Source organism: Streptomyces sp. 3MP-14, from assembly GCF_006334905.2.
Lineage (GTDB): Bacteria > Actinomycetota > Actinomycetes > Streptomycetales > Streptomycetaceae > Streptomyces > Streptomyces triticirhizae.
The window spans coordinates 489189-503629 of sequence record NZ_VDLZ02000001.1 but is presented as its reverse complement, the minus strand read 5'-3'; the positions used below and the strand labels follow the sequence as shown (position 1 = coordinate 503629).

Below are 14441 nucleotides of genomic sequence, written 5' to 3'. Positions count from 1 at the left end.
CATGGCCGCAGGCAGGATTCGGTGTATGACCCCTGTGGTGGAACCCGGTGCTCCGTTGCGTCTCGACGCGGGCGGCGTCCGGGTCGTGCTGCGGTGGAGCTGGCAGCACAGCGGCGCGGGGGCGCCCGATCTGGACCTGTCCGCGCTGCTCCTCGGCCCGGACGGCCGGGTCGGCCAGGAGGGCGACTTCGTCTTCTACAACCAGCCCGCCCACCCCTCGGGGCTGGTGCGGCGGCTGCCCAAGCAGCGCGCCGCCGACGGCGTGCGGGACGTGGTGCACGCCGAACTGACCGAACTGGCGCCGGGGATCGAGCGGCTGGCGCTGGCCGCCTCGGCGGACGGCGGCTTCCGCGCCGAGCTGAGCCGGCCCGAGCTGACCGTGCACGACGCGACCAGCGGGGAGCCGCTGGCCGGGCTGCCGCTCGCGCCAGGGCCCCGGGAGACGGCGGTGCTCTGCGGGGAGCTGGCCCGCGCCGGCGACGGCGGCTGGGAGCTGCGGGCCATCGGCCGGGGCTTCACCGGCGGACTGGTCGCGCTGGCCGCCGAGTTCGGCATCGGCGCGGCCCGCAGGCCGCCGCCCACGCCGCACGGCTACGCCGGCGCCGATCCCACGTTCACGCTGCCGCCGCAGGGCCCGCAGTTCCTCCCGAACGCCGGCGCCGGCGCCAACGCCTGAGGCGCGCGGAGCCGGAATCGCCCCAACGGCCCGCAGCGCGGCGCTACTTGCGGGCCCGGCCCCAGGACAGGCCCCAGCCGTAGAGCCGGTCGATCTCCGACTGGAAGCCGTAGACGTATCTGACCTCCCGCCGGGCCACCAGCTGACCCTTCTCCTCCTCGATCAGCGCGACCGCGCAGGACCGCGCCTGCGGCGGCGGGTCGGTGCAGCCGATCTCCACGTTCTTCCCGTCCGGGGTGGCCAGCGTCACCACCACGTCGGCCCGGTCGAAGGTCGGCGCCCCGTCATAGATGTAGACGAAGAGCAACAGCCGCTTGAACTGGTCCTTGTTGTCCAGGTTGATGTACAGGTGCTCGCCCGAGCCGGTGCCGAACCGGTCGTCGCCGCTCAGCTTGATGAACGGCGCCTCGTTGAAGTCGCCGTGCAGCCCACCGAGGGTCTGCACCACGCCCCTGCTGCCGTCCACCAGCTCGTACATGCAGGCCAGGTCGAAGTCCATGTTGGCCACGCCCTGCGAGTGCGCCTGGATCTCGGCCGGCCGGAACACGGCGAGCGGATGGCGCCAGTTGGCCATCCGCCGCCGCTGGGACCGGCCGAAGTCGCTGTTGTTGCGGATGCGCCAGGTCAGGTCGACCCGCAGGGTGCCGCTGTCCGTCCCGTCGCCGGTGAGCACGGCGCTCGGGTTGCGCCGGGTCAGCTCCGACGCGTAGCTCATGGCCCCGCCGACCGAGTCGAACTTCTGGTTGGCCGCGCCGCCGCGCCAGTATGTCCACAGGGACACCATGCGGCTCCACCCCTCGCCTCTCCCCCTCCCGGCCGGGAGGTCCCACGCGCACTCCGCGCACCTTCGGTAACGGGACGGTCTCGGGCCGTCCCGTTACAGGCTTCCGCGTTCGCCGGGCGCTCACACCTCGTCGGAGATCTGCCGGTGTCCCTTCCCCGCGGCATCGTCCCGCCGGTTGGCCCGCACCGAGGAGTAGAACGCCCAGCCGATCAGCCCGACGCCGACCAGGCCGGTGACCACCTCCGGCAGGTGCCAACGGATGCTGATCAGCAGCATCACGGCCAGCGCGCCGATCGCGTAGTGCGCCCCGTGCTCCAGGTAGCGGTAGTCGTCGAGGGTGCCCTGGCGGACCAGGTAGATAGTGAGCGAACGGACGTACATCGCGCCGATGCCCAGGCCGAGCGCCATCCAGAAGATGTGGTTGGTGATGGCGAAGGCGCCGATCACGCCGTCGAAGGAGAACGACGCGTCCAGGACCTCCAGGTAGAGGAAGAGGAAGAACGCGGCCTTGCCGCCGACCCCGATCGCCGTCGGCTTCTTCCCCGCGCGGCGGGCCGCCTCCTCCGCCTCGTGCAGCTTCTCCTGGTCGTCCTCAAGCCGGTGCTCGAAGTACCCGGAGAGCCCGCCGACCAGCAGATACGTCAGCAGGCCCGCGAGGCCGGAGAGCAACACCGTCTCGGTCTTGTCCGCGTGCAGCCCGCCGTGTTGGTACGCCTGGCTCGCTACGGTGGTCGCGGTCAGCAGCAGCGCGGCCAGCGCGACGCCGACCGAGAAGCCGTCGATCCGGCCCAGCTTGGACAGCGGCTTCTCCAGCCAGCGCGCCCACATCACCTCGCGCTCCTCGAACACGAAGTTGAGGGCGATCATCAGCAGGAACATCCCACCGAACGCGGCGATCGACGGGTGCGCGTCGGTGACCATCTCCGAGTACTGGTCGGGGTCGTCGAGCGCCAGCTCCACGGCCTCGATCGGGCCGACCCCCGCCGTGACGGCGACGATCAGCACTGGGAAGACCAGCCGCATACCGAAGACGGCGATCAGGATGCCGATGGTGAGGAAGATCTTCTGCCAGAACTCGTTCATCCGCTTCAGCACGCCGGCGTTGACCACCGCGTTGTCGAAGGAGAGCGAGATCTCCAGCACGGAGAGGATCGCCACCACGGCGAACCCCTCCCAACCCCAGAAGTACAGGGCGACGGCGAGTCCGGCGACGGTCACGCCGAAGGACCAGCCAAAGGTCTTGAGAATCACGAGTAGTCCAGTCTTCCGCGCGAGACGGCGGTGGTTATGCGGGTGAACAGGCAGGTGGACGGGTCGGGAGGCGGCCCGGGGGCCCCGGGCCCTCCCGCCCGGCCCGTGGTGGCCGGACCACGAACGCGACGCCCCGGCGCCGCGCCCCGTGTCCCGCTCGCCACCGACGTACCCGGGTCAGAGTGCCTTGAGGGCGGCGACGTAGTCGTCGAGGTCCCGCGCGTCGGGCAGGTCGTTGACGACGGTCCAACGCACCGTGCCCGAGGTGTCGATCACGAAGGTGCCGCGCACCGCGCAGCCCTTGTCCTCGGCGAAGACGCCGTAGGCGCGGGAGACCTCGCCGTGCGGCCAGAAGTCGGAGAGCAGCGGGTAGTCGAGGCCCTCCTGCTCGGAGAAGACGCGCAGCGCCGGGGCCGGATCGTTGGAGACGGCGAGCAGCTGCACCCCGTCGTTGACGAAGTCGGGCAGCCGGTCACGCAGCTCGCACAGCTCGCCGGTGCAGACACCGGTGAACGCGAAGGGATAGAACAGCAGCACCACGTTCTTCCGACCACGGAAGTCGGCCAGCGAGACCGACTGGCCGTGCTGGTCTCTGAGCGTGAACTCGGGTGCCTGGGTACCGGGCTCGATCGCCATGCTCGCGTAATCCGTTTCCCTGGGGAAGGCAAAGTGACGAGCCCCAGCCTACGTCGGGCCCCGAAAACCCGGACGCGCCCCCGGAAGGTGGGGCCCATCGGGCTCCAGGCGTCGCTCCCGGGGACGCTGCGTGGTGAAAGAGATCACCGACCGTTACTTCTTGCCGGCCGTCTTGGGGGTCACCAGACGGCTCCCGGACCAGTCCTTCCCGGCGTTGACGGTGCTGGTCTGCGCCAGCCCTGCCGTCTGCGCGGCCTCGCCGATCTCGCTGGGCTCGACATAGCCAGCGCGCCCGGTCTTGGGCGTCAGCAGCCAGACCGGTGCCCCCGGGTCGATCAGCGTGGTGGCGTCCACCAGCGCGTCGGTCAGGTCGCCGTCATCGTCGCGGAACCACAGCACCACCGCGTCGGCCACGTCGTCATAGCTCTCGTCCACGAGGTCCTCGCCGGTGATGGCCTCGATCCCCGCGCGCAGCTCCTGCTCGGCGTCGTCGTCGTAGCCGAGTTCCTGGACCACCTGCCCGGGCTGAAAACCCAGCCTGGCGGCCGGGTTGGTCCGCTCATCCGCGTGGTCCGCGGTCGCGCTCACGGATAGCTCCTGTCCTGTCTCGGGTAAGTATCGAATGGGGGCCACGCGTGCGCGCGGCTTGGGGCGTAGTCCACACGGGCCGGGCGGATCGCGCAAGTACCCGACCCCCGAGCCCGCCCAAACGTTGACGTCTTGGCCCATGACGTGGGGTGATCCGCGCCATAGCGCGGGGAACGGGTGTTCGCGGGTGGCGGGCGGCCCGGGCGTAGGCTTGACGGTCGGCCCCCACATCGAGGATCGCCGCCGCTAGGCCGGCCGGGAGAGCCGCCCTGGCCCGTGAGATGAGGATTACCACCCGGTAGAGATGACGTTTCGCCGCCAGCGGTACACGATGGAGGCGGCGCGACACAGCAGAGCAGACAACTCACAGTGAAGGAACAGCGTGGCTTCCGGATCAGATCGCAACCCGATCATCATTGGCGGCCTTCCCAGCCAGGTCCCGGACTTCGACCCTGAGGAGACTCAGGAGTGGCTTGACTCGCTCGACGCCGCGGTCGACGAACGAGGCCGGGAACGGGCCCGCTATCTCATGCTCCGGCTGATCGAGCGCGCCCGTGAGAAGCGGGTGGCCGTGCCAGAGATGCGCAGCACGGACTACGTCAACACCATCGCGACCAAGGACGAGCCCTACTTCCCCGGCGACGAGGAGGTGGAGCGCAAGGTCCTCAACGCGACCCGGTGGAACGCGGCCGTGATGGTCTCGCGCGCCCAGCGGCCCGGCATCGGCGTGGGCGGACACATCGCCACCTTCGGCTCCTCGGCCTCTCTCTACGACGTGGGCTTCAACCACTTCTTCCGGGGCAAGGACGGCGGCGACGGCGGCGACCAGGTGTACTTCCAGGGGCACGCCTCGCCCGGGATCTACGCCAGGGCCTTCCTCCTGGACCGGCTCACCGAGCAGCACCTGGACGCGTTCCGGCAGGAGAAGTCCAAGTTCCCGTACGGGCTCTCCAGCTATCCGCACCCCCGGATGATGCCGGACTTCTGGGAGTTCCCCACGGTCTCCATGGGGCTCGGCCCGATCAGCGCCATCTACCAGGCGCGGATGAACCGCTACCTTCAGGCGCGGGGCATCGCCGACACCTCCAACTCGCACGTCTACGCCTTCCTCGGCGACGGCGAGATGGACGAGCCGGAGTCGCTGGGGCAGCTGGCCCTGGCCGCCCGGGAGGGCCTGGACAACCTGACGTTCGTCGTCAACTGCAACCTCCAGCGGCTCGACGGCCCGGTGCGCGGCAACGGCAAGATCATGCAGGAGCTGGAGTCCCAGTTCAGGGGCGCCGGCTGGAACGTGATCAAGCTGGTGTGGGACCGCAGCTGGGACCCGCTGCTGGCGCAGGACCGGGACGGGGTGCTGGTCAACAAGCTCAACACCACCCCGGACGGTCAGTTCCAGACGTACGCCACCGAGACCGGCGCGTACATCCGCGAGCACTTCTTCGGCGGCGACCAGCGGCTGCGCGACATGGTCGCGAACATGACCGACGACCAGATCCTGCACCTGGGGCGCGGCGGCCACGACCACCGCAAGATCTACGCGGCGTACCGGGCGGCCAAGGAGCACAAGGGCCAGCCCACGGTGATCCTGGCGCAGACGATCAAGGGCTGGATGCTGGGGCCGAACTTCGAGGGCCGCAACGCCACCCACCAGATGAAGAAGCTGACGGTCGACGACCTGAAGCGCTTCCGCGACCGGCTGCACCTGCCGATCCCGGACCGCGAGCTGGAGTCGGGCCTGCCGCCGTACTACCACCCGGGCCGGGACTCGGACGAGATCCAGTACATGCACGACCGGCGGCGCGAGCTGGGCGGCTACGTACCGACCCGGGTGGTGCGCGCCAAGCCGCTGACGCTGCCGGGCGACAAGGCGTACGCGGCCGTCCGCAAGGGCTCTGGGCAGCAGCAGGTGGCCACCACCATGGCCTTCGTGCGGCTGCTGAAGGACCTGATGCGGGACAAGGAGATCGGCAAGCGCTTCGTGCCGATCGCGCCGGACGAGTACCGCACCTTCGGCATGGACTCGCTCTTCCCCTCGGCCAAGATCTACAACCCGCTGGGGCAGACCTACGAGTCCGTCGACCGCGAACTCCTGCTCTCCTACAAGGAGTCGCCGACCGGGCAGATGCTGCACGACGGGATCACCGAGGCCGGCTGTACGGCCTCCCTGATCGCCGCCGGCTCGTCCTACGCCACGCACGGCGAGCCGCTGATCCCGGTCTATGTCTTCTACTCGATGTTCGGGTTCCAGCGGACCGGTGACCAGTTCTGGCAGATGGGCGACCAGCTCGCGCGGGGCTTCGTGCTGGGCGCGACCGCCGGGCGCACGACCCTGACCGGTGAGGGCACCCAGCACGCCGACGGGCACAGCCATCTGCTGGCCTCGACCAACCCGGCGTGTGTCGCCTACGACCCGGCCTACGGGTATGAGATCGCGCACATCGTGCGGGACGGCCTGCGGAGGATGTACGGCGAGAACGCCGAGGACGTCTTCTACTACCTGACCGTCTACAACGAGCCGATCAACCAGCCCGCCGAGCCGGACGACGTGGACGTGGAGGGCATCCTCAGGGGCCTGCACCGGATCGCCGTCGGTGCCTCGGGCAGCGTTCCGGCGCAGATCCTCGCCTCGGGCGTGGCCGTGCCGTGGGCGCTGGAGGCGCAGTCCATCCTCGCCGAGGAGTGGGGCGTCAAGGCCGACGTGTGGTCGGCCACCTCCTGGAACGAGCTGCGGCGCGACGCGGTGGAGGTCGAGGAGCACAACCTGCTGCACCCGGAGGAGGAGCAGCGGGTGCCGTATGTCACCCGCAAACTCCAGGGCGCCGAGGGTCCGTTCGTGGCCGTGTCCGACTGGATGCGTTCCGTTCCGGACCAGATCGCGCGGTGGGTGCCCGGCACCTACCAGTCGCTGGGCGGCGACGGCTTCGGCTTCGCCGACACCAGGGGCGCGGCGCGGCGGTTCTTCCACATCGACGCGCAGTCGATCGTGCTCGGGGTCCTCACCGAGCTGGCCAAGGAGGGCAAGATCGACCGTTCGGTGCTGAAGCAGGCCATCGACCGGTACCAGCTGCTGGACGTGGCGGCGGCCGATCCGGGCGCCGCCGGCGGCGACGCCTGACCGGCACCCTGACCGGCACCCTGACCGGCACGGAGTGAGCGGGCGGGCCCCGGGCGGAAGCTTCTTCCGCCCGGGGCCCGCCCCGTTCCGCGCCGGCTTCGCCGTGATCTCCGTGGCCCCCGGCGAACGGCCGTGCCGCCGGGGCGAGTTCTCCCGCCACATGCTGATGGTGCCGTCCTCGCCCCCGGGCCGGTGAGGGGCCCGACCGGGCCCGACGGCCCGCCCCGTACGCTGGGGCGCGATGTACACGTTCGTCCGCTCCGCCCCGACCCGCACCGGTCACCCGCTGCGGCGCGTGGTGCTGGTGTTGGCCGTGACGTTCGCCGTGCTGGCCGCCGCCGGATGGCTGGCCGACGCGCGGGCGGCGGAGCCGGGTCCGCTCGAACGCCAGCTGGCCCTGTGGACCGAGGCGTCCGTCGCCGACCGGCCGCTGCCCGCCCCCGACGCCCCCGCCGAGCGGATCGCCGCCTTCTTCGCGGCCCTCGACCCCGGCCAGGCGCGGACGTTGGCCGACCGCTACCCGCTGGTCGTCGGCAACCTGCCCGGCGCCCCACCCACCCTGCGTTACCAGGCCAACCGGCTGGCCATCGAGGACGCCAGGGCGGCTGAGCGGCGGCGCGCCGAGGACGAACGGCTCTCCCCCGACGGCCAGCGGGAGGCCGGCCGCCGCGCCAACCGCCTGGCGTCGCTGCTGCGCGAGGACCGACAGATCCTCGCGTTCGACCCCTCGGGGCGCGGCCGGGTCGCCGAGGTCTTCGGCGACCTCGAAGCGGCGGACCGGATCTCCCTGGTGGTGCCCGGCGTCAACACCGACCTGCTGACCTTCGAACGCACCGAGGGCCGCTGGTCGGCGCCCGCCGGGATGGCGCGGGCGCTCTACGCCGAGGAGCGGTCCCGCTCCCCCGAGACCGCCACCGCGACCATCGCCTGGGCCGACTACGACGCACCGCGCGGGCTGACCATGTCGGCGGTCACCGCCGGCAGCGCCGAGACGGGCGCCGATCGGCTTCTCGCCACGCTGCGCGGGCTGCCGGAGGACGCCGAACTGGCCCTGTTCTGCCACTCCTACGGCTCGGTGGTCTGCGGCGTCGCCGCCGACGAGCTGCCCTCCCGGGTCACGGACATCGCGGTCACCGGCAGCCCGGGGATGCGCGTCGAGCGGGTCGATGACCTGGGCACCACGGCCCGGGTCTGGGCGATGCGGGCCGAGGACGACTGGATCGGCGGCATCCCACACCTGGCGATAGGCCCGCTGGGGCACGGCAACGACCCGGCCTCCCCGGCGTTCGGGGCCCGCCCGCTGGGCAGCGGCGGCGCCGGCGGCCACGACGGATACTTCGTGCCCGGCTCGGCCAGCCTGCGCAACCTCGCCCGGGTGGGCAACGGCACGGCGGCGAGCGCCGGTTGCGTTCCGGAGGCGCCCGACTGCGCGCCGCACTCCCCCTGCGGCTGACCTCGCGACGCGCGTTCCGTCAAGGTGACGCGAACACACCCATCCGGGGGAAGCCGTTTCGTCGGTGCCGCCCCTTACGATGACCCGCATGGGTGATGTGCTGGCCGGAATCCACTCCACATGGGAGTTCGACACCGACTCCGTGCTCATCCGCTTCGAACGGGGGATTCGCACGCCGAAGCTGTTCCAGGTGCTGGGCGAGCGCCGCATCCCGTACGAGGCGCTGAGTTCGGTCGAGCTGGCCCCCGGGTCACGCAAGGGCACCGTGGTGCTGCACGCCGTGCCGCGCCCCGGCGCCGACCCGCTGGTCGAGGCGGCGGCCGGGCAGCTGCGGCAGGCGGCCGACCCGTACCGGCTGGTGCTGCCGGCCGAGCGCGAGTCGCTGGCCGCCTACTACGCGGGCGAGCTGCGCTCCGCGCTCGGGCCCGAGGCCGGCGAGGACGCGGACCGCCACCTGGTGGCGGCGCCCGGCGCCCCGCTCCAGTTCAAGGCGTACGACGGCAAGGTCTCGTTCGACGGCAAGGTGGTCAGCTTCCGCTGGTTCTGGACGGGCGCCTCGTCGGCCAAGTGGAAGGCGGGCGACCAGACCTTTCCGGTCAGCGAGCTGGCCGACGTCGAGTGGCGCTCGCCCGAGATAGCCGGCGGCCATCTGCGGCTGCTGCGGCGCGGCCCCGACGGGGAGCCCGAGCGGGACCAGGGCCCGGTGGACCAGGACCCGGCGACGGTGGTCTTCGGCCCCGGCTACGGCCTGGTCCACGAGTCGCTGCCGCTGGCCGCCGCCGTGCTGGAGGCGATCCACGCCAGCGACCCCGAGGAGAACGGGCACCGCGCCCCCGGCCGTGGCAAGCGCCGCGCGGCGCCGGCCGACATCGCCGAACGCATCCGGCACCTCGGCGAGCTGCACCGCTCGGGGCTGGTCACCGACGAGGAGTTCACGGCCAAGAAGCGGGAGTTGCTGGCCGAGCTGTGACCGGCCGCCGCCGGCACCGCCCGCTACGCGGGTAGTCCCCGGCTCACGACCGTCGGCGCCCCGCCCTCAGCGCGCGGCCTCGACGGCCGCCGCCGCCTCGCCATAGAAGTCGATCTTGTAGTCCAACACCGAGAGCGTGCCCTGGAGTTCGGCGATCCGCCGCAGTACGTTCTCCCGGGTGGCCAGCAGCAGCGCCTGCCGCTCCGGGAAGGTGTGGTCCCCCTCCCGCATCAGGTCCGCGTACCGCACCATGTCGGCCACCGCCATCCCGGTCAGCCGCAGCTTCCCCACGAACGCCAGCCACTCCAGGTCGGTGTTGCGGTAGCGGCGCTGCCCGGTGTGCGAGCGGTCCACGTGCGGCATCAGCCCGATGCGCTCGTACCAGCGCAGGGTGTGCACGGACAGCCCGGTGTGCTGGGCCACCTCGCTGATGGTGTACCGGTCCTGCCCCGTCGACCGGGGGAACGGCCGGTCCACCGAGGCGCAGAGGTCATCCGTTCCCGCCTCGCCCTCCACCGGCGAGGAGGTCGAGGGGGACGGCTGTGCTTGGGTCAGGGTCATGCCGTCCACGCTAGATCCCTGGAGTGGACTCAAGGCAAGGGCCTCCCGAACGTTCGGCACCCCGGGGCCGGGGAACGTTCGGCGCCCCCGAGGCCGGCCGCCGGGCGACGCCGAGTCGCGGCTAGGCTCGGCCTTATGCGAAGCCTTGCGTTGGTGGACGAGTGGCCGGTCGGGACGGTGGCCACCGGGGTGGTGCGCGCGGACGGCACGGTCGCCGGGCAGCGCGGGCCGGTGGACGAGGCGTTTCCGCTGGCCTCGGTGACCAAGCCGCTGACCGCGTACGCCGCGCTGATCGCGGTCGAGGAGGGCGCGATCGAGCTGGACGAGCCGGCCGGGCCCGAGGGCTCCACGGTCCGGCACCTGCTGGCGCACGCCTCCGGGCTGGCCTTCGACGAGCCGAGGGTGATGGCCCCGCCCGGCGAGCGCCGGCTCTACTCCAACGCCGGCTTCGAGGTGCTCGGCGACCACATCGCCAAGGCCACCGGGATGCCCTTCGCCGAGTACCTGCGGCAGGCGGTCTGCGAGCCGCTGGGCCTGACCGCCACCGAACTGGCCGGCTCCCCGGCCAAGGACGGCGTCTCCTCGGCGGCCGACCTGCTGCGCTTCGGCGCCGAGCTGCTGAACCCGGTGCTGTTGGCCCGCGAGACGCTGGACGAGGCGACGCGGGTGGTCTTCCCCGGGCTGAGCGGCGTGCTGCCCGGCTTCGGGCACCAGCGGCCCAACGACTGGGGGCTCGGGTTCTCGCTGCGCGACCACAAGTCCCCGCACTGGACGGGGCGGAACTCCTCGCCGCGCACCTTCGGCCACTTCGGCCAGTCCGGGACGTTCCTGTGGGTCGACCCGGACGCGGGGGCGGCGTGCGCCACGCTCACGGACCGGCCCTTCGGGCCGTGGGCGGCGAGCGCCTGGCCGGCGTTCACGGACGCGGTGCTGGCCGAGCTGAGCGCCTAGGGTTTTTCTTTTTGGGTTTTTCTTCGGTTTTTTCTTTGGATCTTCGCGGATCTTCGCGGATCTTCGTCGATCAGCGAGCGGCTTCCCTACGGCTGTTGTCGCGCGCCTGCGGAGATCTGAGGGAGAGGGACCGCGGGCCGGTGGCCGGTGCGGGGCAGCCCGACTGGTCGCCGTCCCTCGACGAGACTCGTTGTGAGGGGTTGGGGCTCTGGCGCGGGCTACGACGCCGGGCCTAGATGGCGCACGATCGGCCGGGTGCGGGCGTAACGAATGCCGGCAAGGGGCTGGCTGGGAGGGGTGCCTCTATGTCGTTCGTCAAGGCGTCTCTGTCGGGTTTGGGGTGGTTTGGTGTTGCTGGGGTTATGCGGCGAGTGTGATGTCCTTCGGTGTCCGGGGTTCGTAGAAGGTTCCGTCGCGGAGCATGGCGAATAGGACGCTGATGCGTTGGCGGGCGAGGCGCAGGAGGGCTTGCGTGTGGGTCCTGCCCCGGGCGCGCTGCTTGTCGTAGTAGGCCCGCGAGGCGGGATCGGCGTTCATGCAGGCGAAGGCGGAGAGGAACATGGCGCGTTTGAGTTGCCGGTTTCCGCCTCTCGGTGCGTGTTCGCCGTGGATGGAGGTGCCCGACGACTTTGTGGTGGGGGCGAGTCCGGCGTAGGAGGCGAGGTGGGCGGCGGTGGGGAAGCTGGAGCCGTCGCCGATGGTGACCAGCAGGACGGCGGCGGTCCTGACGCCGATGCCGGGCATCGAGGTCAGGACCGGGGAAAGAGGGTGGGCCTCCAGCAGGTTGTTGATCTGGGCTTCCAGGGCTCGGCGCTGTTCATGAACGGCCGCCAGCGAGCGGGCCAGGGATGGGATCACGACATCGAGAGTGCCGGTCCCGGGAACGACGACGGTCTGCTCGTCGAGCGCGTCGAAGATCTCGTCGATCAGTCGGGTGGCCATGCGTGGGGCCTTGGGACGGATCAGTTCGATGAGTCTGCGGCGGCCGGCTTTGCGTAGGGCGGCCGGGGAGCCGTAGCGCTCCAGCAGCCACGTGATGGCCTGGTGGTCCAGACGCGGGCCGAGGACGCGTTCCAGGGAGGGGTGGAACTGGGTGAGTAGGCCGCGTATCCGGTTGGAGGTGCGGGTGGCCTCGGCGGCGAGGTCCTGGTCGAAGCCGACCAGGACGGTCAGTTCGGCGGTGATCTCGTCGGTCAGTTCCAGGGAGCGCAGGGTGTGCGGCATGGTGCGGGCCGCATCCGCGATCACCGCGGCATCCTTCGCGTCGGTCTTCGCCTCGCCCGGATACAGATCCGCGATGCGTCGCATCGCCAAGCCAGGCAGGTAGGCGACCTTGCAGCCCGCGTCCCGGGCCACCGTCAGTGGCAGGGCGCCGATGGAAGAGGGCTGGTCCACGATCATCAAAACCGTGCCGAACTTCGCGGCCAACTTCTCGAAGACGGCCCGTAGCCTCGGCTCGCTGTTGGGCAGCGGCTTGTCGAAGACCTTCTTCCCGGTCGGGGTCAGACCGTGGCCGTGGTGAGCGGTCTTGCCAACGTCCAGGCCGAGGAAGACGCCCACGTCTTCGGTGTCGAACATCGTGCCCTTCCCAGGGAGTTGCAGGTGCCGGCCTCGGTGGTGGTGTCGTGCGCGCGCATCCACGTTATGCAGACCTGCCGCCCACGAGCTGTCCGGCATTGCGCCGGACCGGGCGGTGGCCGGACCTCTCATCAGCGTCTCCGACGACACCTCCCGGGCCCGGTGACACCACCCCTCAGGTCATGCCTTCGACAGGGGGCAACAGTCATACCGGACCCGGAGGCCAGCGGCCCCATTGCAGGACCGCGAAAAACATAACGGGGCGCGGCTTCCGGGAGGTGGAGTTCGTTGCCGCCAGGGGTGGTGGGTGATGGCGACCGTGCCCCACGGGCGCAGGGACCGCGCCGAGTTCGAGGGCCGGGTGGCCGCTGGGGGCGTGCGTAGCGCGCACCGGCTTCGCCGGCCTGCCCCGGCATGTCGCCCGTCTCGGACGTGACCGATCGTCGGGCGACTGAAAGGGACGGCCCTCGCCGCTCCACTCCGCTGGCAGGACGGGGCGCCGGTCAACGACCACGCTGCCGCGCGAACATCGCCTGCCGGTGGGGTAGTCCGCGCCTTGTCGGCTTCCGGGCAGGGGGGTGGGGGTCTCTTTCTGTAGGTGCCCGTCTAGAGTTGAACGATCTGTTCACTTCCAAACGGGCACCTAGAAAAAAGGTCCCCCCACCCCCCGGCGCGCCCGCCTTCGGGAGTCGACGGCCCGCGGACTACCAAGACGACAGGCGATGTTCGCGCGGCAGCGTGGTCGTTGACCGAACTCGACGAAGCGCCGCACTTCGACACGACGACCGGTACGGGCCTCTTGAGTCGCCCGACGATCGGCCACGTCCGAGACGGGCGACATGCCGGGGCAGGCCGGCGAAGCCGGTGCGCGCCACGCACGCCCCCAGCCGCCAACCGGCCCCCGAACAAGCCGCGGTCCCCGCGCCCGGAGGGCACACACCGCACTCCCGACCACCCCTGGCGGCAACGAACCCCACCTCCCGGAAGCCGCGCCCCCCCTCCCAGCCAGCCCCTTGCCGGCATTCGTTACGCCCGCACCCGGCCGGTCGTGTGCCATCTAGGCCCGGCGTCGTAGCCCGCGCCAGAACCCCAACCACACACAACAAGCCTCGTCGACCAACAAACGACCAGACGGGCTGCCCCGCGCCGGCCACATAGCCGATCCACGAAGAAGAATCAGCCGCGCAGCGACCAGTACAGCGCCTCCAGCTGAGCCGCACCGGCCGTCAGCACCCACGGGCCCCGCATCCGCACACTGTCCCCGACGCACACCTCACGTTCACCCAACTCGCCACTCCCCCGCACCAGTTGCAGATGCCCGAGCCCCCCGGACAGGGCCACGGAACCGCCGGCGGCGACCCGCAGCAGCCGCAGCTCCGCCGCCGTGCGCGGCAGCGCGTACCCGACGTCGGAGGCGAACCCGCGCACCACCTCGTACTCCGGCCCGCCGCCCGGCTCGTCCTGCACCAGCCACATCTGCGCGAACCGCAGCGGCACGTCCCCCTCGTTCCGTTCGCTGTGCCGCACCCCGGACCCGGCCGTCAGGCGTTGCAGGTCGCCGGCGCGCACCACGGTCGTCGCGCCCGTGTCGTCCTCGTGGGTCAGCTCGCCCTCGATGACCCAGCTGACGATCTCCACGTCCCGGTGCGGATGCGGCGGGAACCCGGCGCCCGGCGCCAGCCGTTCCTCGTTGCAGGCGGTCAACTGGCCCCAGCGCAGGTTGTCCGGGTCGTAGAAGCCGCCGAAGGAGAACGCGTGGCGGGTGTCGACGCCGGCGTCCGGGTCGCCGCCCCGGAAGCGGTCGGCGGCGCGCACGATTCCGAGATCCCTCGGCTGGAGAAGCGACACGCACGCCACGTTAACGCCCGGCGCGGGGCG

At 71.3% G+C, this 14441-nt stretch carries 12 protein-coding genes; 5 read left to right on the top strand and 7 right to left on the bottom strand.

Annotation, left to right across the window (positions count from 1 at the left end; genetic code table 11):
- Nucleotides 1-25: 25 nt before the first annotated feature.
- Nucleotides 26-676, top strand: coding sequence for a TerD family protein (locus FH609_RS02145; RefSeq protein ID WP_139665525.1), 651 nt, complete (start codon nt 26-28; stop codon nt 674-676).
- Nucleotides 677-719: 43 nt separating this feature from the next.
- Here FH609_RS02145 and FH609_RS02140 read toward each other — a convergent pair whose 3' ends face one another.
- From FH609_RS02140 to FH609_RS02125, 4 genes are all read right to left on the bottom strand, one after another.
- The gene (locus tag FH609_RS02140; protein ID WP_139665526.1) at nt 720-1460 is read right to left on the bottom strand and encodes a Tellurium resistance; all 741 of its coding nucleotides are present in this window, start codon (nt 1458-1460) and stop codon (nt 720-722) included.
- A gap of 120 nt (nt 1461-1580) precedes the next feature.
- On the bottom strand, nt 1581-2711 hold the full coding sequence (locus tag FH609_RS02135; RefSeq protein ID WP_139665527.1) for a DUF475 domain-containing protein: 1131 nt from the start codon (nt 2709-2711) through the stop codon (nt 1581-1583).
- Between the two features lie 177 nt (nt 2712-2888).
- Entirely contained in the window at nt 2889-3347 is a 459-nt protein-coding gene (locus FH609_RS02130) for a peroxiredoxin (protein WP_139665528.1), read from the bottom strand.
- A 153-nt stretch (nt 3348-3500) separates the two neighbouring features.
- Complete coding sequence (locus tag FH609_RS02125) at nt 3501-3935, bottom strand: DUF3052 domain-containing protein (protein WP_122182372.1); 435 nt, start codon at nt 3933-3935, stop codon at nt 3501-3503.
- A 382-nt stretch (nt 3936-4317) separates the two neighbouring features.
- On the opposite strand from FH609_RS02125, the gene aceE reads away from it, so the two are divergent.
- The 3 genes from aceE (at nt 4318) to FH609_RS02110 (ending at nt 9473) form a co-directional block, all read left to right on the top strand.
- The gene (aceE, locus tag FH609_RS02120) at nt 4318-7050 is read left to right on the top strand and encodes a pyruvate dehydrogenase (acetyl-transferring), homodimeric type (RefSeq protein ID WP_139665529.1); all 2733 of its coding nucleotides are present in this window, start codon (nt 4318-4320) and stop codon (nt 7048-7050) included.
- A 241-nt stretch (nt 7051-7291) separates the two neighbouring features.
- A complete protein-coding gene (locus FH609_RS02115; RefSeq protein WP_226961321.1) occupies nt 7292-8503 on the top strand; it encodes an alpha/beta hydrolase in 1212 nt (403 codons plus the stop codon).
- 88 nt (nt 8504-8591) lie between these two features.
- Nucleotides 8592-9473: a DUF4429 domain-containing protein gene (locus tag FH609_RS02110; protein WP_139665530.1), complete on the top strand. Its 882-nt coding sequence runs from the start codon at nt 8592-8594 to the stop codon at nt 9471-9473.
- A 66-nt stretch (nt 9474-9539) separates the two neighbouring features.
- On the opposite strand, the gene FH609_RS02105 is transcribed toward FH609_RS02110, so the two are convergent.
- Nucleotides 9540-10034 (bottom strand): MerR family transcriptional regulator, encoded by a 495-nt coding sequence (locus FH609_RS02105; RefSeq protein WP_139665531.1) that lies wholly within the window; start codon nt 10032-10034, stop codon nt 9540-9542.
- Between the two features lie 135 nt (nt 10035-10169).
- Between FH609_RS02105 and FH609_RS02100 the strand changes: the two genes are divergently transcribed.
- A complete protein-coding gene (locus FH609_RS02100) occupies nt 10170-10985 on the top strand; it encodes a serine hydrolase domain-containing protein (RefSeq protein ID WP_139665532.1) in 816 nt (271 codons plus the stop codon).
- 360 nt (nt 10986-11345) lie between these two features.
- Here the strand turns inward: FH609_RS02100 and FH609_RS02095 are convergent, their stop codons facing one another.
- Together FH609_RS02095 and FH609_RS02090 are read right to left on the bottom strand one after the other, a co-directional pair.
- A complete protein-coding gene (locus FH609_RS02095) occupies nt 11346-12563 on the bottom strand; it encodes an IS110 family transposase (RefSeq protein WP_139665533.1) in 1218 nt (405 codons plus the stop codon).
- 1176 nt (nt 12564-13739) lie between these two features.
- Nucleotides 13740-14411, bottom strand: coding sequence for a pirin family protein (locus FH609_RS02090; protein WP_139665534.1), 672 nt, complete (start codon nt 14409-14411; stop codon nt 13740-13742).
- Nucleotides 14412-14441 lie beyond the last annotated feature (30 nt).